The sequence below is a fragment of the Curtobacterium sp. MCLR17_058 genome (assembly GCF_003234705.2).
GTDB classification, from domain to species: Bacteria; Actinomycetota; Actinomycetes; order Actinomycetales; family Microbacteriaceae; genus Curtobacterium; species Curtobacterium flaccumfaciens.
In genome coordinates this window covers 326035-343567 of the sequence record NZ_CP126262.1, presented here as the reverse complement: position 1 = coordinate 343567, position 17533 = coordinate 326035, and the positions used below count along the sequence as shown (strand labels likewise).

General features: G+C 72.5%; 22 protein-coding genes. 3 read left to right on the top strand and 19 right to left on the bottom strand.

Features of this window, described 5'->3' with window-relative positions:
• Window positions 1-31: 31 nt before the first annotated feature.
• From DEJ11_RS01725 to DEJ11_RS01705, 5 genes are all read right to left on the bottom strand, one after another.
• Window positions 32-673 (bottom strand): MBL fold metallo-hydrolase, encoded by a 642-nt coding sequence (locus DEJ11_RS01725; RefSeq protein ID WP_111105222.1) that lies wholly within the window; start codon window positions 671-673, stop codon window positions 32-34.
• Window positions 674-731: 58 nt separating this feature from the next.
• On the bottom strand, window positions 732-1157 hold the full coding sequence (locus tag DEJ11_RS01720) for a MarR family winged helix-turn-helix transcriptional regulator (RefSeq protein ID WP_111105223.1): 426 nt from the start codon (window positions 1155-1157) through the stop codon (window positions 732-734).
• A 79-nt stretch (window positions 1158-1236) separates the two neighbouring features.
• Entirely contained in the window at window positions 1237-1809 is a 573-nt protein-coding gene (locus DEJ11_RS01715) for a DUF3618 domain-containing protein (RefSeq protein WP_027467152.1), read from the bottom strand.
• Window positions 1806-2249 (bottom strand): phage holin family protein, encoded by a 444-nt coding sequence (locus DEJ11_RS01710; protein ID WP_051597109.1) that lies wholly within the window; start codon window positions 2247-2249, stop codon window positions 1806-1808. Before DEJ11_RS01710 ends, DEJ11_RS01715 begins: the two co-directional genes overlap by 4 nt.
• Window positions 2246-3085, bottom strand: a complete 840-nt coding sequence (locus DEJ11_RS01705; protein ID WP_111105224.1) for a hypothetical protein — start codon at window positions 3083-3085, stop codon at window positions 2246-2248. The genes DEJ11_RS01710 and DEJ11_RS01705 overlap by 4 nt, the downstream gene beginning before the upstream one ends.
• A gap of 146 nt (window positions 3086-3231) precedes the next feature.
• Here DEJ11_RS01705 and DEJ11_RS01700 point away from each other — a divergent pair, with 146 nt between their 5' ends.
• Both DEJ11_RS01700 and DEJ11_RS01695 read left to right on the top strand, forming a co-directional pair.
• On the top strand, window positions 3232-3987 hold the full coding sequence (locus DEJ11_RS01700; protein WP_111105225.1) for a glycosyltransferase family 2 protein: 756 nt from the start codon (window positions 3232-3234) through the stop codon (window positions 3985-3987).
• A gap of 112 nt (window positions 3988-4099) precedes the next feature.
• On the top strand, window positions 4100-4744 hold the full coding sequence (locus DEJ11_RS01695; protein WP_111105226.1) for a hypothetical protein: 645 nt from the start codon (window positions 4100-4102) through the stop codon (window positions 4742-4744).
• Between the two features lie 9 nt (window positions 4745-4753).
• On the opposite strand, the gene DEJ11_RS01690 is transcribed toward DEJ11_RS01695, so the two are convergent.
• Window positions 4754-5371 carry a helix-turn-helix domain-containing protein gene (locus DEJ11_RS01690; RefSeq protein WP_111039782.1) on the bottom strand — a complete coding sequence of 206 codons (618 nt, stop codon included), beginning with the start codon at window positions 5369-5371 and terminating at the stop codon, window positions 4754-4756.
• Between the two features lie 58 nt (window positions 5372-5429).
• On the opposite strand from DEJ11_RS01690, the gene DEJ11_RS01685 reads away from it, so the two are divergent.
• Window positions 5430-6443 carry an NAD(P)/FAD-dependent oxidoreductase gene (locus DEJ11_RS01685; RefSeq protein WP_111105227.1) on the top strand — a complete coding sequence of 338 codons (1014 nt, stop codon included), beginning with the start codon at window positions 5430-5432 and terminating at the stop codon, window positions 6441-6443.
• A gap of 60 nt (window positions 6444-6503) precedes the next feature.
• Here the strand turns inward: DEJ11_RS01685 and DEJ11_RS01680 are convergent, their stop codons facing one another.
• From DEJ11_RS01680 to DEJ11_RS01620, 13 genes are all read right to left on the bottom strand, one after another.
• A complete protein-coding gene (locus tag DEJ11_RS01680) occupies window positions 6504-7169 on the bottom strand; it encodes a pentapeptide repeat-containing protein (protein ID WP_111105228.1) in 666 nt (221 codons plus the stop codon).
• Window positions 7170-7203: 34 nt separating this feature from the next.
• Complete coding sequence (locus DEJ11_RS01675) at window positions 7204-7635, bottom strand: DUF6314 family protein (RefSeq protein ID WP_111055542.1); 432 nt, start codon at window positions 7633-7635, stop codon at window positions 7204-7206.
• Window positions 7636-7644: 9 nt separating this feature from the next.
• Window positions 7645-7896 (bottom strand): hypothetical protein, encoded by a 252-nt coding sequence (locus tag DEJ11_RS01670; RefSeq protein WP_111024922.1) that lies wholly within the window; start codon window positions 7894-7896, stop codon window positions 7645-7647.
• The gene (locus DEJ11_RS01665; protein ID WP_071404844.1) at window positions 7896-8252 is read right to left on the bottom strand and encodes an SHOCT domain-containing protein; all 357 of its coding nucleotides are present in this window, start codon (window positions 8250-8252) and stop codon (window positions 7896-7898) included. Before DEJ11_RS01665 ends, DEJ11_RS01670 begins: the two co-directional genes overlap by 1 nt.
• Before the next feature lie 233 nt (window positions 8253-8485).
• Complete coding sequence (locus DEJ11_RS01660) at window positions 8486-9598, bottom strand: NAD-dependent epimerase/dehydratase family protein (RefSeq protein WP_111105229.1); 1113 nt, start codon at window positions 9596-9598, stop codon at window positions 8486-8488.
• Window positions 9598-10791, bottom strand: coding sequence for a zinc-dependent alcohol dehydrogenase (locus tag DEJ11_RS01655; protein ID WP_111105230.1), 1194 nt, complete (start codon window positions 10789-10791; stop codon window positions 9598-9600). Before DEJ11_RS01655 ends, DEJ11_RS01660 begins: the two co-directional genes overlap by 1 nt.
• A gap of 145 nt (window positions 10792-10936) precedes the next feature.
• Window positions 10937-11845 (bottom strand): aminoglycoside phosphotransferase family protein, encoded by a 909-nt coding sequence (locus DEJ11_RS01650; RefSeq protein ID WP_111105231.1) that lies wholly within the window; start codon window positions 11843-11845, stop codon window positions 10937-10939.
• Window positions 11846-11943: 98 nt separating this feature from the next.
• A complete protein-coding gene (locus tag DEJ11_RS01645) occupies window positions 11944-12531 on the bottom strand; it encodes a TetR/AcrR family transcriptional regulator (protein ID WP_111105236.1) in 588 nt (195 codons plus the stop codon).
• Complete coding sequence (locus DEJ11_RS01640; protein WP_111033973.1) at window positions 12521-14041, bottom strand: MFS transporter; 1521 nt, start codon at window positions 14039-14041, stop codon at window positions 12521-12523. The genes DEJ11_RS01645 and DEJ11_RS01640 overlap by 11 nt, the downstream gene beginning before the upstream one ends.
• A gap of 77 nt (window positions 14042-14118) precedes the next feature.
• On the bottom strand, window positions 14119-14754 hold the full coding sequence (locus DEJ11_RS01635; RefSeq protein WP_181440208.1) for a DNA alkylation repair protein: 636 nt from the start codon (window positions 14752-14754) through the stop codon (window positions 14119-14121).
• A complete protein-coding gene (locus DEJ11_RS01630) occupies window positions 14751-15554 on the bottom strand; it encodes a sulfite exporter TauE/SafE family protein (protein ID WP_111105233.1) in 804 nt (267 codons plus the stop codon). Before DEJ11_RS01630 ends, DEJ11_RS01635 begins: the two co-directional genes overlap by 4 nt.
• A gap of 26 nt (window positions 15555-15580) precedes the next feature.
• Window positions 15581-16063: a hypothetical protein gene (locus tag DEJ11_RS01625; RefSeq protein ID WP_220038353.1), complete on the bottom strand. Its 483-nt coding sequence runs from the start codon at window positions 16061-16063 to the stop codon at window positions 15581-15583.
• Between the two features lie 175 nt (window positions 16064-16238).
• Window positions 16239-17435 carry a peptidoglycan DD-metalloendopeptidase family protein gene (locus tag DEJ11_RS01620; protein ID WP_110865535.1) on the bottom strand — a complete coding sequence of 399 codons (1197 nt, stop codon included), beginning with the start codon at window positions 17433-17435 and terminating at the stop codon, window positions 16239-16241.
• Window positions 17436-17533 lie beyond the last annotated feature (98 nt).

Sequence of the window (17533 nt, the reverse complement as noted above, 5' to 3'; positions counted from 1 at the left end):
CGGATCGCCTCCCAGGGGCCGCCCGCGTCCGTCAGACGGTGATCGTCTCCCCCGCCGGCAGGATCAGGACGGGCACCGGCCCGAGACCGTCCGGACCGAGGAAGCGCGCGGCGGACTGCTGGCCGAGTTCGCTCAGCATCGCCTCGTGGATCTGCACGGCCCGCTCCGGCGCCACGGCGCGCACGTAGTCGACGGCCTGGGCGGTGTTCGTCCACGGGCCGCTCGTCGGCAGCAGCAGGGTCGGCACCGGGACGCCGGGCTCGAGGTACGCGTCGCCCGGGTGGAACACCGCGTCGTCCACCAGGTAGCCGACGTTCGCAGTGGAGGGGATGTCGGGGTGGATGACCGCGTGCTGCTCGCCGAAGACCCGGACGGAGAACGGTCCGACGGTGATCGTGTCGCCGGCGTGCACCGCTGCGACCCGGCCGTGGTGTTCGCCGAGCTGCTCGACGACGGTCTCCGGACCGCGGACGACGAGGTCCGGGTTCGCGGCGAGCCCCGCGCGCAGGGCGTCGATGTCGAAGTGGTCGGGGTGGTCGTGCGTGACGAGGACACCCGCGGCGCCGCGGACGAGGTCGACGGCCTCGGGAGTGAACACCCCGGGGTCGATGACGAGGGTGACGCCGTCCTGCTCGAGGACGACGGTGGCGTGGTTGCACTTCGTCAACTCCATGCGCACAACTGTACAGCCGTGTTGTACTTCTGCGATCGCCCAGGAGGTGAGGAGTCGTTCAGTCGGCCCGGCGCGCGACCCGCTCGAACAGCTCGGGCAGTCGGCGCAGCAGCGCACGCTCCTCGGCGTCGGTCTCCTCGCGGATCGCATCGGCCAGCCAGTCCGTGCGGGCGTCCATGTCGCGCTGCAGTACGGCCCGGCCGGCGTCCGTGATCCGGATCACCGAGGCTCGGCGGTCGGTGTCCGACGCCGTCCGGTCGACGTACCCGAGTTCGGCGAGTTCGGCGACCGTGCGGGACTGCCCCTGGTGCTTCACCCCGCGGCGGCGCGCGAGTTCCGCGATCGTCATCGGGCCCTCGCGGTGCAGGAACCCGAGGGTGGTAGTGTGCGTGGCCGGCAGCGCGTCCGCCTCGCGTCGTGCGGCACGCACCACCCGGCCGATGGACTGTCGGAGCTCCGCAGCGAGCTCGTCGATCGGGTCCATGCCCGGAACGCTACCGCTTCACGGACAGGAGGCGCGGTGCCAGCTGGCGCCGCGCCTCCTGTCCGTCACGGGGTTCCGCTCAGCTGCTGCGGACGTCGTCCGCCGCACCCTGCGCGTTGTCCTTGACGTCGGACGCGGCCCCCTGCGCCTCGCCCTTGACCGCCTGCGCGGCGTCCTGCGCGGTCCCCTTGAGGTCCTGCGCGTGCTCCTTCGCCACGTCGCCGAGCTGCGAGCCGACGTCCTTCGCCTGCTCCTTGACCTCGTCGACGAGCGGTGCAGCCTTGTCCTTCAGCTCACCGGCGAGCTCTTCTTCCTTCTCGGTGGTCGGCAGGAGCGACGACACGAGCCAACCGGCACCGAACGCGATGAGGCCGACGGCCAGGGGGTTGCCCTTCGCCTTCTCGACGCCCTTCTGCGCGACGTCCTTCGCCTGGCCGGTCGCGCCCGAGGCGGAACCGGAGGCGCTCGAGCGGGCCGACTGGGCCGCGCCCATCACGGACTCACGGACGTCCTGGAACCGGCCCTTCACCTTCTCGCTCTGGCGGTGGGCGATGGACGACGGGCTGACCTTGTCGGCGAGGGCGTCGACGTCGGAGCCGAGTTCGCCGCGGGTGCGCTCGATGTCGGCGCGGATCTCGTCTGGGGTGCTCATGGCTTCCTCCCGGTGTTGGGCTTGAGTGTCTCGGGGACTTCCTTGGCGGTCTCGACCGTCTGCGGGGCGCCCTTGATCTCCTTGATCTCCTTGCGCCCGCGGACGGCCAGGATCGCGGCGACGATCGCGTAGACGACCGCGATGATCAGGGCGGACCAGGCGTTGCCGATCAGGTAACCGAGGCCCCACCACGCGGCGATCGACAGGAACAGCAGGGCGAACACGGCGGTGAGTCCGGCGCCGCCGAACATCCCGCCCGCCTTGCCGGCCTTCTTCGCGGAGTCGGTCAGCTCGGCCTTCGCGAGGGCGACCTCCTGCCGGAACAGACTGGAGAGGTCACGCGACACGTCGGACAGCAGCTCACCGAGCGGTGTGGTCGCAGCGCGCTCCTCGGGCGTCGGTTCGCCCAGGGGTGTCGCGCCGGGGACGGACTGGCTCATACGCCACTCCCCGATCCGGTGGTGCCGTCGCCGGCCTCCTTCTCGTGCTTGACCTCGGTCGCGAGCGCCTTGGTCAGGCGTCCGGCGAGCAGGCCAGCACCGGCGGCGATCGCGATGAAGGTGCCGGGGCGCTTCGCGGCGAAGGTCTTCACCTCGTCGAGCAGCGAGCCCGGGTCGCGGTTCTCGAGGAACCCGGCGGCCGAGGTCGCGCGGCCCGACAGGTCGCGGACGACCTTCGAGGCGACGCCCTGCTCGTCGTCGTTCTCGGCCATGCGACCGAGCTGCTCGCCGAGGGAGCGGAGTCCGCCGGCAGCGCGCTGCTGCTGTTCGCCGGCCTGCTGCTTGAGGTTCTCGGACGCCTGGCCGTAGAGCTGCTTGGCGTGGTCGGTCGCCTCGGAGGCGACCTTCGACGCCTGCTCCTTGGCGGTGCCCGCGACGTTCGCGGCCTTCTCCTTGGCGTCGCCGGCGACGTCCTGCGCGGCACCCTTGGCCGCGTCGGCCTTGCCGGAGCCGCTGCCCGAGTCACTGCCGGCGCCGCTGGCGCTGCCGGTGCTGCCGGAGCCACCAACGCTGCCGGCGGATGCCGCGGACGGGACGGCGGGGAGCTGCTCGTCGGCCGGGACGGCGTCGAGGGGTGCGTCGAACGGCACCTCGGCGGCGCTGTCGCCGTACGGGTCGTAGGTCTGCGGCGCACCGGGGTCGGTGGGTCGCGCAGCGGGGGTACCGCTGGCGTACGACGGCACGGTCACGCCGGGGGCGACCTCGTGGCCCTCGGAGGCTGCGGTGCGGTCGTGGATGGGCGTCCCGGAGTCGTTCCCGGGTGGGTTCGTGGTCATGGTCGGCCTTCCGGTTGTCGTCGTCCCCGGCGTGCACCGGGGGCGTTTCGCAACGAACTTGCGCCGCGCCCTCTTGGTCCGGTCCCAGGATCACCGGGAAACGCGGTCCGGCAATCCGCACAGGTGGAAGCCGGTTGGATCGACGGGTGCTCCGTGTCTCGGTCGTGATCCCCGTGCGGGACGACGCCGTGCACCTGCGCCGGTGCCTCGCCGCCCTCGCGGCCCAGACCCGGCCGGCCGACGAGGTCGTCGTGGTCGACAACGGCAGCTCCGACGACAGCGCGGCGGTCGCCCGGGACGCCGGTGCGGTCGTGCTCACGGAGCCGGTGCGCGGGATCGCCCGGGCCTCGGCGCGCGGCTACGACCGTGCGTCCGGCGACGTCGTCGTGCGGCTCGACGCCGACTCCGTCCCACCGCCGACGTGGATCGCCAACGCGGTCCGGCTGCTCGCCGACCCCGAGGTCGTCGCGGTCACCGGTCCGGGCCGGCCGCGGAACGGTGGCGCCGTGGTGCGCCGACTGTGGAACGCCGTGTACATGGGCCCGTACTTCGTCCTGATGTGGAGCGCGCTCGGGCACCCGCCGCTGTTCGGGTCCGCCATGGCGATGCGCCGGTCGACCTGGGCCGCGGTCGGTGGGCGAGCGCACCGCGACGACGCCGAGGTGCACGACGACGTCGACCTGAGCATGCAGCTCGACCCGGCCTGGCGGGTGGTTGCCGACCCCGTGCTCACCGTGCAGGTGTCCGCGCGACCGTTGGCGGGCCTCCCGTCCGTCTGGGTGCGGACGCGACGCGCCTTCCACACGTTCCGCGTGAACGGCCGGCGGGCGAACCCGGTGCGCCGGTGGGCGCGACGGCTGCGATCGCAGTCGCGGTCGCGGCGGTGGTGGCGCAGCCGCTGACCGACGGGGTCGGGGGACAACGAATCGGTGACGGTCTCAGCCACCGCGGCCCTCGGTCGGTACGTTCGTGAGCGACGGTCACGACCTGACGCGACCGGACGAAGGGGGAACCATGCGCCACACGATCACGCTCGCTGCCCTGCTGGCGGCGGGCCTCGCCCTGACCGGCTGCGCACAGGCCGGACCGGCCGGACCGGCGAGCGACACCGCGACCACCGCAGCCGACCCGACGACGGCACCGAGCCCCACCGACACCACGACCGCTCCGAGCCCCACCGACACCGGGGCCCCGAGCGACGAGACCGTCACCGTCCCGGCCAGCTGCACCGACCTGATCACCCCTGGCAAGTGGGACAAGGCGTTCGCATCGGCACCGCTCAACGACCCGTCGGTCGTCGGCGACCCGATCGCGATCCCGAAGAGCTCGTTCACCCCGGCACTGCAGGGCGACGGCAAGCGCCTGTACTGCGTGTGGCGGGAGCCGCAGGCCGACATCTCGTACCTGTCCATCGCGGTCGACGCCGTCGACCCGACCGCAGCCCGCGACGCGCTCGAGCAGCTCAGCGCGAAGGGCTACGACTGCGGCGACGAGTCCGACGGGTACCTGTGCCAGAAGGTCTCGAAGAACTCGCAGTACCCGGTCACGGACGGCGACACGTACTTCACGCGGGGTGACCTCGGCATCCACATCCAGCAGTCGAACATCGAGACGACCGATCTGCTCGACGACGTCGTGGCGAACGTCTTCACGGACTGACGCATCGGGTCAGCGGGCGGGTCGAGACCGCACGTGCGCCCGCTCACCCTGCGGCCCGTACAGGCACAGCACCTCGGTGACGGAGTCGGTCACGTTGCCCATCCAGTGCGGGGTGTGGGTGTCGAACTCGGCGACCTCACCGGGTCCGAGGTCGAGGTCGTGCTCCCCCAGCACCAGTCGGAGCCGTCCGGACAGCACGTAGAGCCACTCGTAGCCCTCGTGCGTCTTGAGCGACGGCTCCCCACCCGGGGTGTTCGGCGGGAACAGCTGCTTGAACGAGCGCACCCCGCCGGTCCGCTTCGTCAGCGGCACGACGACGCGGCCGCCGTGCACCTCGGGCTTCATGTGCACGCGCGGGTCGCCGGTCTGCGGTGCGCCGACCAGGTCGTCGAGGGGCACCTGGTACGCCCGCGCGAGGGGCAGCAGCAGTTCGAGCGTCGGCTTCCGTTGCCCAGACTCGAGCCGCGACAGCGTGCTCACCGAGACCCCCGTCTGCTCGGACAGGGCGGCGAGCGTGACGTCGCGGTGGGCACGCAGCGCGCGCAGGCGGGGGCCGACCCCGTCGACGACCTCGGCCGTCGTGCGCGGTGTGGTCGCGTCCTGGTTGCCGTGTCCCATGGCGGCCATGTTGCCACACCGGCAAACTTCGTTGCTGTTCACGCTCGACCCGCCGCATGATCAGCGCATGCCTGCACACTTCGACGTCATCGTCATCGGCGGCTCCGCCGCCGGCCTCTCCACCGCCCTCATCCTCGGCCGTTCGCGGCGCTCGGTGCTCGTCGTCGACTCCGGCGAGCCCCGCAACGCCCCGGCGGCCGGCGCGCACAACTACCTCGGCCACGAGGGCGTCGCGCCCGCCGAGCTGCTCCGCATCGGTCGCGACGAGGTCGCCGCCTACGGCGTCCAGGTCACGGCCGGGAGGATCGTGGCCACGTCCGCCACGACCGGTGACGGTCACGACCCGGTCGGCTTCTCGGTCACGCTGGACTCGGGCGAGGTCGTCACGGCGCGCAGGCTGGTCGTCGCCTCCGGCGCCGTGGACGTCCTGCCGGAGGTCCCGGGCCTGGCCGAGCAGTGGGGGCGCGGGGTCGTGCACTGCCCGTTCTGCCACGGGTGGGAGATCCGCGACCAGCGGATCGGGGTCCTCGTCACGACGCCGAACGGCGCACACCACGCGCTCATGTTCCGGGCGCTGAGCGATCGGGTGATCGTGTTCCTGACCGATCCGGCGCTGATGGACGACACCGCCCTGGCCGGTTTGGCGGCCCGTGGCATCTCGGTGGCTCAGGCACCGGTCGCCGCCGTGGTCTCCGATGGTGACCGGTTGACCGGGGTCCGGCTCGGCGACGGGTCGTTCGTCGAGCTCGATGCCCTGGCCACGGCGAGCCGGCCCGAGGCGCGGGTGGCGTTCCTGTCCGGGCTCGGCCTCGCCGCCACCGACCAGTTCATGGGTGACCACCGGTTCGCGACCGCGCTGACCGTGGACGCCGCCGGGCAGACCGCCGTGCGCGGGGTCTACGCAGCCGGCAACGTGACGGCCCCGATGGCGACGGTCATCGCGTCGGCGGCTGCCGGCACCCAGACGGGTGCGGCGGTGCACGGCGACCTGGTGCAGGCCGACCTGGCGGCGGCGCTGGCCGGGGTCGGCGCGGGCGCGGGCGTCGGTGCGGGCGTCCCTGCAGCCGATGTTTCGGGCTGAGCGACAGTTCGCGGGGCCGGGCGGGCGTGGAGTGTCGGTGAGCGCGAAACCCGGGGTCGGTCAGTCGACGCGGTAGCCGGCCTGCGCGGCCAGCAGCGGTGCGAGCGTGTACAACTGGTCGGCGCCGATCGTGGCCCCGCGGAACCCCTCGAGCCGCTCGACCCGATCGAGGTCCGCTCCACGCAGGTCCACGTGGTCGATGCGGGTGTTCGACCCCTCGGCGGCGCGGAGGCTGCTGCCGTCGAACGACACCCGCAGCAGCTTCGCGTCGGCGATGTCGAGCTCGTCGATGACGCAGTCACGGAACACCACGTCGGTGATCGTCGAGCCGCGCAGGTTCACGAACCCGAACTTCATGCCGACGAACTCCACGCCGTTCAGCCCGGAGTCGTACAGCTCCGCCGAGCCGACGCGCCCGCCGGAGACCCGGACCTCGCGCCACGTGCTACTCGACGCCCGCAGGGTCGGGGCGTCGAGCGAGTCGATGATCGAGTCACGGACCCGGAGCCCACGGAAGTCCGCGTCGTCGCCGCGGAACGTGTCGATGACGCACTCCTCGATCTCCAGGTCGGGCAGTCGCTCGCCGGCCAGGTCGAGGACGTCGATGCGCTTGCCCTCGATGCGGTCACCCGTCAGGACGTCACCGGGTGCTGGCACCCAGTCCTCGAGGTTCGTGGGTTCGGTCAGGGTGATGCGCGGGGCGTCGGTGCCGGAGGAGCGTGCCATGCCCCCAGTCTGGCGGTGACCGCCGACCCGCGGGTCACGACCCGGGTCGGGTGAGGACGCTGTCCAGCCGGTAGTCCTTCGCCGGGCCGCGCGCTTCCCACCGCACCGTCCAGCGGTCTTCGTCGCCGTCGAAGGCACCCGTGTAGTCGTCCGGGGTGCAGGCGTGGGCGACGCTCGTGCCCCAGACCCAGTCGTGGAAGACCCGACCGTCGGAGAAGTGCACGGTCCAGCCGCCGGCGGCGCGGTGCGCCACGCCGGTACTCGTCCGCCGCAGGACGAGGGTCCGGGACACGGGCGTCGTCCGACCGTCGAAGGTCATCACGCCCGACTCGTCCCAGCGCACCTCGTCGTCGCCGACCCGGGTCAGGGTGGTGGTCCCGGTGACGGTCCCCGTGGCACCGGCGCGGTGGTCGTGCACGGTGCGGTGCAGGTCCCACACCCCGAGCAGGTCCGTCGGCAGCAGCACCCGACCAGGCTAACCGCGCAGGGCCTCGGCCCGCGCGGCTCGACGCTCGTCGTCGGTGATGACCCCGCGGGCGTGCAGCTCGTCGAGTTCGAGGAGCCGCTGCTCCGGCGAGCTCCGACGGGCACCGTGCGGGCGCCGGCTGCGGACGACCGCGATGCACACGGCGACGATGACCGCGATGACGATGAGCGCCATCAGCAGGGTCCAGACGAGGTCGTAGACCGGCGGGATCAGGGGGTTCTGCACTTCTTCGGAGGCCATCATCGTCCACGCAGCGCTTCGGCTCGGGCGCTGCGGTGCTCCTCGTCGGAGATCACGCCGCGGGCGTGCAGGTCGTCGAGTTCGGCGAGCCGCTGTTCGAGTGGCTTGTCCGGTGCGAACGTGCGGCTCTGCATCGCCTGGTACGCGATGTCCTCCTGCATGGTGAGCGGGTTCTGACCGCGGTCGGCCATCCGCTTGCCGCGGTAGAGCGCCAGGATGACGATCGTCAGGGTCGTGAGGATCGCCAACGCGGCGACGACCCCGAACGCGATGCCGAACCAGCCGTCGAACAGGTCGGGCATCCCCGACTCCCCCGGACCCTCGAGCTCACTGAACGCGGACCAACTGAGCACCATCGCGCTCCCCCTTCTCACAACGACGAGCGAAGCGTAGCGCGAGACGGGGAACACGAGCGGGCGTTCCTTCCCAGAACGCCCGCGATGGAATGTGGAACCGGGCGTACCTGGTCGGAACTTTCGACCCGGTACGCCCGAAATCACCCGGTACGCCCGATTCGACCAGGCAACGCGACCCCAGGCAGCGCGAGCCCCACCCAGCGCGCCACGCACCCCGGCCAGCCCCGGCCCGCTCAGCCGCGCAGCGGCCCCGACCCCGGAACGTTCGCACCGTCCGCGAAGCCGGCCACGAGTGCACGCAACGCTTCTTCGGAGGTGTGTCGGGCCTCCCATCCGAGCACCGACCGGGCACGGTCGGTCCGCATGATCGGCACGCCGGCGGCGATGTCGATCCACCCGGCGTCCGTCGGCTGCAACCGCAGCCGCCACGTCACCGTGACGATCCCGCGCAGCAGCCGCAGCGGGATCCGGACGGCACCGAGCATGCCGAAGGCGCGCGCCAGTCGCGGCGGGTTGAGCACGGGCGACGCGGCGATGTTGAACGCCCCCGCTGCCCGTCGGTCGACCGCGCGCCAGTAGGCGTCGGCGACGTCGTCGGCGTGCACGGCCTGGAACACGAACGGGTACGGCAGCGGCAGCACGAGCCAGCGGATCCACCGCACGATCGACATCGGCACGAGGTGTCCGAGGAACAGCGCGCGGATCTCGGCGGCGGCGTCCCGCTGGAAGATCAGTCCCGGGCGCAGCCGGGTGACGGTCACGGAGGGGTGTTCGGCCTCAAACGCGTCCATCGCAGCCTCGTTGGCGGCCTTGTGGATCGAGTACGTCGCCGTCGGGATCCCGTCCGTCGGCCAGCTCTCGTCCACGGGGGTGCGCTTGCCGTCGACGTCCACCCCGCGGTAGGCACCGACCGACGACGCGACGACGACCTGGGGCACCTCGGCGCGCGCGACCGCCGCCAAGACGTTCGCCGTCCCGGTCACGTTCGTGCGGTGCTGCGCGGGGATGTCGTGCGTCGGTTGCAGCGCCCACGCCAGGTGGATGACGGCGTCGGCGCCCTGGAACACGGCCATGAGCTGGTCCACGGCGTCCGCGGCACCGACGTCGACGGCGTGCCAGACGGCGGCGGCGTACGGCTCCGCGCGCAGGTCCGGCAGCCGCCGGGCGACACCGACGATCTGGACGCCGACGCCGTCACCGGCGGCGTCACCGGCGGCGTGACGGCCGGTGTCACCGCTGGCGCCGTCACGGCCGGTGGCCCCGTCGCCGTCAGCGCGCACGGCCGCGAGCCGACGGAGCACCGCCGTCCCCACGTTGCCGGTCGCACCGACGACGACGATGCGCATCAGGCTGCGGCCATCGCGGGGTCGAGCACGACCTTGACGCAGTCGTCCTGCTTCTTCTGGAAGATCTCGTACATGTGCGGGGCGTCCTCGAGCGAGACGCGGTGGGTGGTCAGGTCGAGCGTGCCGAGCGGGTCCGACGGGTCGGAGACGAGCGGCATGATGTCGTCGATCCAGCGCTTCACGTTGCACTGGCCCTCGCGGATGGTGATCTGCTTGTCGAACAGCGTCATCATCGGCATCGGGTCGGCCATGCCGCCGTAGACACCGCTCAGCGAGACGGTGCCGCCGCGGCGGACCAGGTCGATGGCCGCGTGCACGGCCGCCAGGCGGTCGACACCGGCGGTCTCGATCGCCTTCTGCGCGAGCTTGTCGGGCAGCAGGCCGGCGGCGCGCTGGGCGAAGCCCGCCATCGGGTTGCCGTGGGCCTCCATGCCGACGGCGTCGACGACCCCGTCGGGGCCGCGGCCGTCGGTCAGGTCGACGAGCTCGGGCACCAAGTCCTTCGTCAGGTCGAACACCTCGGCACCGTGCTTCGCCCCGAGGTCACGGCGGACCTGCTCGGGGTCGACGGCGAGCACGCGGTAGCCGAGGTGCTTGCCGATGCGGGCGGCGAACTGGCCGACCGGACCGAGACCGAGCACGGCGAGCGTGCCACCCTCGGGCACCTGGGCGTACTGCACGGCCTGCCACGCGGTCGGCAGGATGTCGCTCAGGAACAGCCAGCGGTCGTCGGGGGTGCCGTCGTCCGGAACGACGATGGGGCCGTAGTCGGCGTGCGGCACGCGCAGGTACTCGGCCTGGCCACCGGGGACCTGGCCGTACATCTTGGTGTAGCCGAACAGCGAGGCACCGGTGCCGTACTCGGTCACCTGGGTGGTCTCGCACTGCGACTGCAGGCCGTGCTGGCACATCCAGCAGTGGCCGCAGGAGATGTTGAAGGGGATGACGACCCGGTCGCCGACCTTCAGGTTCGTGACGCCGGATCCGACCTCTTCCACGATGCCCATCGGCTCGTGGCCGAGGACGTCGCCGCGGTCGATGTACGGGCCGAGCACGCGGTACAGGTGCAGGTCGGAGCCGCAGATCGCCGTGGAGGTGATCCGCACGATCGCGTCGGTCGGCTCCTGGATGGTCGGGTCGGGGACGGTCTCGACGGACACCTTCTCGGTGCCCTGGTAGGTCAGTGCGCGCACGTTGCGTTCCTCTCGTGGTCGCTTCGAGCCTGCCTGGAGGCACGACTCGCGTTCCCCTCCTCGGTACGCGCCCGCCCCGTGGACGCTCCCAGCCCCACGTCCCCCTCGCGCACGTCGGCGCGGGTCGGCAGCCGTGGCCGCGACCTCAGGCGAGGACGGCCGTGAGGACCCGCTCGTGCTCGTCGCGACCGCCCGGTCCGGCGCTGCCGGCGAGCATGATGAGCGCCTTCCACAGCGCCCATCCCCGTGCACGCGCCCACGTGTCGTCGTCCAGGTCGACGGCCTGCCGGAACACCCGTCGCGCCGGGCCGTCCAGCATCGTCCACGCGAGCACGATGTCGCACGCCGGGTCCCCCACGCCGCACGTGCCGAAGTCGATCACCGCGCACAGCCGGCCGGTGTCGTCGACGAGCAGGTTGCCCGGGGCGACGTCGCCGTGGAACCAGACGGCCGGCGCCTCCCACCGGCTGGCGAGGGCCTCGGCCCAGACCGCTTCGCACGCGCCGCGGTCGACGACGGTGCCACCGGTCCTGCCGCTGCCGCCGCCGCCGCCGCCGAGCGTGTCGAGCGCCGTCCGCACCTCGGCGTCGTACACGGACGGGTGCTCGCCGCGGTGGAACGAGTGCGCGCCGGCGGTGGGGCCGCCCGTCGCCGGGACGCTCCGGAGCTGCCGGAGCACGGCACCGACCCCGGCAGCGAAGCGCTCGTGGTCGAGGTCGTCGACCTGCACGGCGGGCACCCCGTCGAGCCACCGCCGCACCGACCACGGGAACGGGTACCCCTGGCCCGGTTCCCCGAGCGCCACGGGCTCTGGGACGGCGACGTCCAGCCGCCGGGCGAGGTACGGCAGGACGTCCTGCTCCTTCTCGACCGCGGGCACGTAGCCGGCCGCGCTCGGCAGTCGCACCGACAGGGCGTCCCCGAGCCGGTAGGTGCGGTTGTCCCAGCCCTGGTGGTCGACCTCGTGCACGGGCAGGTCGGCCCAGTCGGGGAACTGCTCCGCGACGAGTCGTTCGACGAGTCCGGCGTCGATCCGGGGCACCTCGGTGTGCATGCCCGCAGCCTAGGCGTCGGACCGGGCCAGCGGTGGGGCCGGTGCGCGCGGGCGGCCAGCGGCGGGGCGGACTCGCACCGGGCCTCCCGGCCGTCGCCTCAGGCGGGTTCTGCCAGGGCGAGCAAGGCGTCGCGCGCGACCGCGAGCTCCCGCTCGTCCAGGTAGGGCGGCATGCCGACCGCGGCCGCGAGGCCCTCGGCCGCGTGCCGGACCACCAGTGCGCGGTCCTCGGGCAGGCCGTCGCGTCCGAACAGCGTCCGCCAGTGCTCGGCGTCGGTGGCGACGGCCGCGGCGATCCCCGGGACGGCCATCAGACCGGGCCAGTGCGACGACGGTGCGAACAGGTCCATCGCCTGCTCGCTGCCGCCGCAGAGCGTCCGGACGTAGGCGCGCAGGACCTTGCCCGGTCGGTTCTCGGCGAGGTCCACGTGCTGCATGACCTCGTCCGTGAACGCGGCCAACCCGTGCTCGACGACCGCGAGCAGGAGTTCGTCCTTCGACGGGAAGTGGTGCAGCAGCCCGCTCTTCGAGACGCCGGCTTCGGTCGCGATCTCGGCGACGCTCACCCGCGTACCGCGCTCGGCGAGCAATCGGCGTGCGGACTCGAGCACGGCCTGCCGCGTGCGCTCGCGGTCGCGGGAGCCGTCGGTGCCGGTTCCGGGGCCCGTGCTGCGGTCAGTGGTCATGCGGTCCATCCTGCCGGTTCGGGATGACCCGGAGCGCGACCACGGCGGCGACCGCGAGCAGCACCGCGGCGCAGACGGAGGCGAGTTGCATGCCACCGGTGAACGCCTCACGGGCGTGCTCGAGCACCGGCGACCCCGGTTGCAGTACCTGGCTCGCCGACGCCAGCGACTCCCGGACCCGGTCCGCGACCCCCGCGCCCAGGCTGTCGCCCGTGAGGTCGAGGTTCGACCGGTAGAACGCGGTCTGCAGCGACCCGAGCACCGCGATGCCGAGCGCGACGCCGAGCTCGTACCCGGTCTCCGAGATCGCCGAGGCGGCGCCCGCACGCTCCCGCGGAGCCGCGGCGACGACCGCGTCCGTCGCCAGCGTCATCGACACCCCGACGCCGAGGCCGACCACGGCGAGCGCGATGGCGATCCCCCAGTACGTCGGCAGCCCCTCGGCGAAGGCGAGTCCGGCCATGCCGACCGCGGCGACCGCCAGCCCGAGGCCGATGGAGCGACCTGGGCCGACGCGACGGGAGAGCAGGCCGATCACGGCGATGACCGCGATGGACGCCAGGGTGGCCGGCAGCTCCGCGGCTCCGGCGAGCAGCGGGGTGAACCCGCGCACCAGCTGCAGGTACTGCGAGAAGAAGAACAGCAGACCGCTCAGCGCGAAGACGGACAGCGAGTTCGCGACCACCGCACCGGAGAACGCCGGGATCCGGAACAGCTGCAGGTCGATGAGCGGCGTGGTCAGGCGTTTCTGCCGCCGGACGAACCACCAGCCCGACGCGAGCCCGAGCAACGCGGTCGCCGGCACCGTCCAGTCGAACCCGTGCCCGGCGACGTGCTTCACGGCGTAGACCAGCGGCACGATCGCGAGCACCGAGAGCACCGCGGAGAGCAGGTCGATCGGGGTCCGGGCGCCGCCGCGGGACTCCGGCAGCAGGAACGCCCCGGCGACGACGATCACCGCGATGACGGGGATGTTGATGAGGAACACCGATCCCCACCAGAAGTGTTCCAGCAGCGCCCCGCCGACGAGTGGTCCGGCCGCGGCACCACCGGTCGCGCCCGCGGACCACACCGCGATGGCGGTGGTGCGCTGCCGCGGGTCGCGGAAGATCGTGCGCACCAGCGACAGCGTCGAGGGCATCAGGGTGGCGCCGGCGACGCCGAGGAGTGCCCGTGCGGCGATGAGCAGCTCCGGGCTCGAGGCGAAGGCCGCAGCGGCCGATGCCAGTCCGAACGCGACGGAGCCGAGGAGCAGCAGGCGCTTCCGACCGATCCGATCGGCGACGTTGCCCATCGTGACGAGCAACCCGGCGAGTGCGAACGAGTAGACGTCGCCGATCCAGAGCACCTGGGTCGCGGTCGGGTCGAGGTCGGCGGTCAGGGACGGCACCGCCAGGGCCAGCACGGTGCCGTCGATCGCCAGGAGCACCACGGCCAGGGTGAGGACGCCGAGGGACGCCCACTCACGGACGGAGGCGCGGTGGGTCGGGGTGGTGCTGGTCGTGGTCATCGGTCGACCGTAACCGACCATTTGGTCGGTTGGGCAGACTGCACAGTCGGTTCACAGCACAGTACAGCGCCGCTCGGTCAGCCCCGCAGCCGGTCACGCTCCCCTGGCGGCAGGTGCTCGGTCGCCGTCCGGCGGGCCGCCGGGCTGAGGAACCGGCCGCTCTGCTCGAGGAACGCCACGAGTGCCGGCTCGGACGCCCGCTTCCCCGTCTCGCGCAGGACGAGACCGAGCGCCGACTGCACCGTCTCGCTGCGCTCCCGAACAAGGCGCCCGGCGATCCCGAGCGGCACCTCGGCGTCGCCCTGCTTCGCGAACGCCAGGGTCGCCACGACCGCGATCCGGCGGACCATCGCGACGTCGGACTTCGCCAGCGCGAACAGCGGACCGGTCGAGGCGCCCACCAACGGGGCGCCGACGAGTTCCTCGGCGGCCAGGTCGACGAGCACCGGGTCTTCGAGCCGCTCGGCCTTCGCCGCGGACAGGTACTCGTCGGTGAGCTCCGGGTCCGGCTGCGCCCGCATCGCCTGCACGAGCAGCAGGACGGCGACGAGCTTCGCGCCGTCGTCCTCGCTCCAGAGCAGCGCCGAGCGCTCCCCCTCGTCGAGGTCGTGGAACTGCCGCGCGACCCGGCGGGCCGCGGCGACGTCGCCGGTGGTGCGGGCGAACGCCGCCAGCACGGCTTCCGCGTCGCGCCCTGCCTGGAGGCCCGTCACGCGACCTCCCCGTCGCTCGCGTCGTTCTGTGGTGCCCTCCGACGCCCGCGGCTGAGCACGATGACCGCGACGACCACCAGGAATGCCGCGAACAACCAGGTGCCCACCTGCGGATCCACCAGGCGCGCCAGCACGGCACCACCCGGCGAGCACACGGCAGCGGTGATGCCGACCGTCAGCCCGACCCGCAGGTCGACCGCGCGGCGCCGGAGGTTCGCGACCGTCCCGGACACCGACGTCGGCACCATCGTGAGCAGCGACGTGCCCTTCGCCAGCAGGTCACCGGCACCGAGCACGACCTCGAGCCCCGGCACGATGACGACCCCGCCGCCGACGCCGACGAGCCCGGACAACACGCCCGACAGCAGCCCGAGCAGCAGCAGGACGATCGCCTCGACGACGCCGAAGTGCACCTCGCCACCGCGGGTCGGCACCGTCGTGAACAGCGACACGAGCACGACGGCGATGAACCCGACGAAGATCCACGGCAGCGCGCGGAGCGGCAGGGCACGGAGCAGCCGGGCACCGATCGGGGCGCCGATGACGCTGCCGACCGCCAGGGTCAGGGCCGCGAGCCAGTGCACCTCGCCCTGCACGGCGTAGGTGACCGCGCCGACGACGGCCGCGGGGGCGATGGCCACGAGCGAGGTGGCCGAGGCCCGACGCTGGTCCATCTGCGCGAAGGCCATGAGCGCCGGCACCACGATGACCCCACCGCCGACGCCGAACAGCCCGGACAGCACGCCCGCCAGGACCCCGATCGCCACCAACACGAGCACCGTTCCGCCGCGCTTCCTCATCCCGCCCAGGCTATCCGCGCCGCGGGCTACGACGCAGCGAGCGCCGCCGGCTCACCCTCGTGCACGAGCTGGTGCACCCGCTGGTACGAGACGCCGAGGACGACCGCGATGTCCCGCAGGGTGAGACCGTCGTCCTTCAGCGAGACAGCGATCGCCCTGCGGAGCGAGAGCGCGCGGGCCTCCTTCACCTCGGCCTCGGCGCGCAGCGCGGTCGCCTCTTCGAGCGAGCGCGCCAGGGCTGGTTCGAGCTCGGCACGGATGACCACGGTGACGTCGTCCTGATCGACCTCGGCGACGAAGGCGATCGCTTCACGCTGGGCATCGGCAGCGAGGTCGAGCCGACGGACCTGCGAGATCGCGCCGGGGAACTGGTCGTTCTGCTCGAACTGCTTGAAGAACGCCCAAGCGGTGCCGTCGGCGATCTCGGAGTGCCGTCCGACGGTGCTCCGAGTCGACCCGACGACGATCCCGGTGTTGCACCGTCTACTGCCCTTGATTCCCCAAGGCAAGCGACATAGACAGAGCGGGATGTCGCCACCCTCGCACTTAGCGGGGGCGGCCAACGAGTGAGCAGAAAAGGTCGAGTGACCTCAAGCCACCCGACCTTTTCTGCTCACCCGATGCGCGGGGCGGGGACGCGTGCGCCCCGCGCCCCGCCCCGCGACCCCGCGACCCCTCCCCGCCTCAGCGGAAGTGCATGTTCTTCAGCGGGTCGACGAGGGTGCCGTTCCGCCGCGTCTCGACGTGCACGTGCGGCCCCGTCGACTGCCCGGTGTTGCCGGACTTCGCGATCTCGGTGCCGAGCTTCACGATCTGCCCCTGCTTCACCTCGATCTTGCTGAGGTGCGCCGTCAGCACCGCCGTCATGCCGTACGTGACGACGATGTAGTTGCCGTAGGCCGCGTCGTTCGCGATGGTCTTGGTGACCGTCCCCGTCCCGGAGCCGTACACGGCCGTCCCCACCGGCACCGGGGCGTCGGTGCCCTGGTGGTAGCGCGGGACGTGCCCGGCGCCGCGGTCGTCGCCGTACCGGCCGGTGATCTTCGTGCCGTTGACGGGCCAGGCCAGGCCGGTGACCGGTCGGCTCGACCAGACCCGGGTGTCCTTCGCGCCGTAGAGCACGACGTTGCCGTCGACCTGGACGAGCAGGTTGCCCGACCCGGCGGTGCTGGTGCGCGAGCTCCAGAGCGCGACCTTCTTGCGCGACGCGTCACGGGTCCAGATGACGAAGTTGCCCTTGGCCTGCAGCTCGGCCCAGGCGCCCGGGTGTCCGCCGGTGCGCGACTGCCAGACCACGCGGCCGCTGACCTTCTGCACCAGGTTGCCGTCGGTGCGCATGTTGAGGATGCGCGTGTTCGAGGTGTCGGATCGCAGCACGGTGCCGCCCAGGATGGTGTTCCCCGACGGGACGCGGTCCTGGTAGCCGTTCCAGCTCACGACCACGGTCTTGCCGGCGAGCAGCGCCATCGTGCCGTCGGCGCGCACCTTCAGTGCGGTCGAGTTCACGGTGCCGGCCGAGGCCCAGCGGGCCACACGCTTGCCGTTCTTCGTGATGTCGAGGGCGCGGTTCTTGCCGACCACGGCGATCGCGCCGGAGTTGCCGGCGGTGTTCGACGCCCACAGCACACGGTTGCCGATGCCGTACTCGACCAGGTTGCCGTCGCCCTGCATGATGAGCTTGAACTGGCCGTTCGGCGACGTGACCTGGTCGCCGGGCAGGATCTTCGTGCCGGCCGGGGCCGACCCGACCCAGACCGCAGAGGCCGCTGCCGGTTCGGCTGTCGCCACAAGCGCCCCCGCCGCCAGGGCCAGTGCCGTCACGGCGCCGGCGATGCGTGGGAGTCGGCGCGCACGTGCGACGGTCGACGGAGTGGTGGTCATGGATCCCCTGCCCTGGAACCGACCGTGCGAGCGCGCGGTCGTTCGGCGCTCGCCCTGCACGAGTCGCCGAACGATGTTCGCTTTTCTGCGCGGGGTGC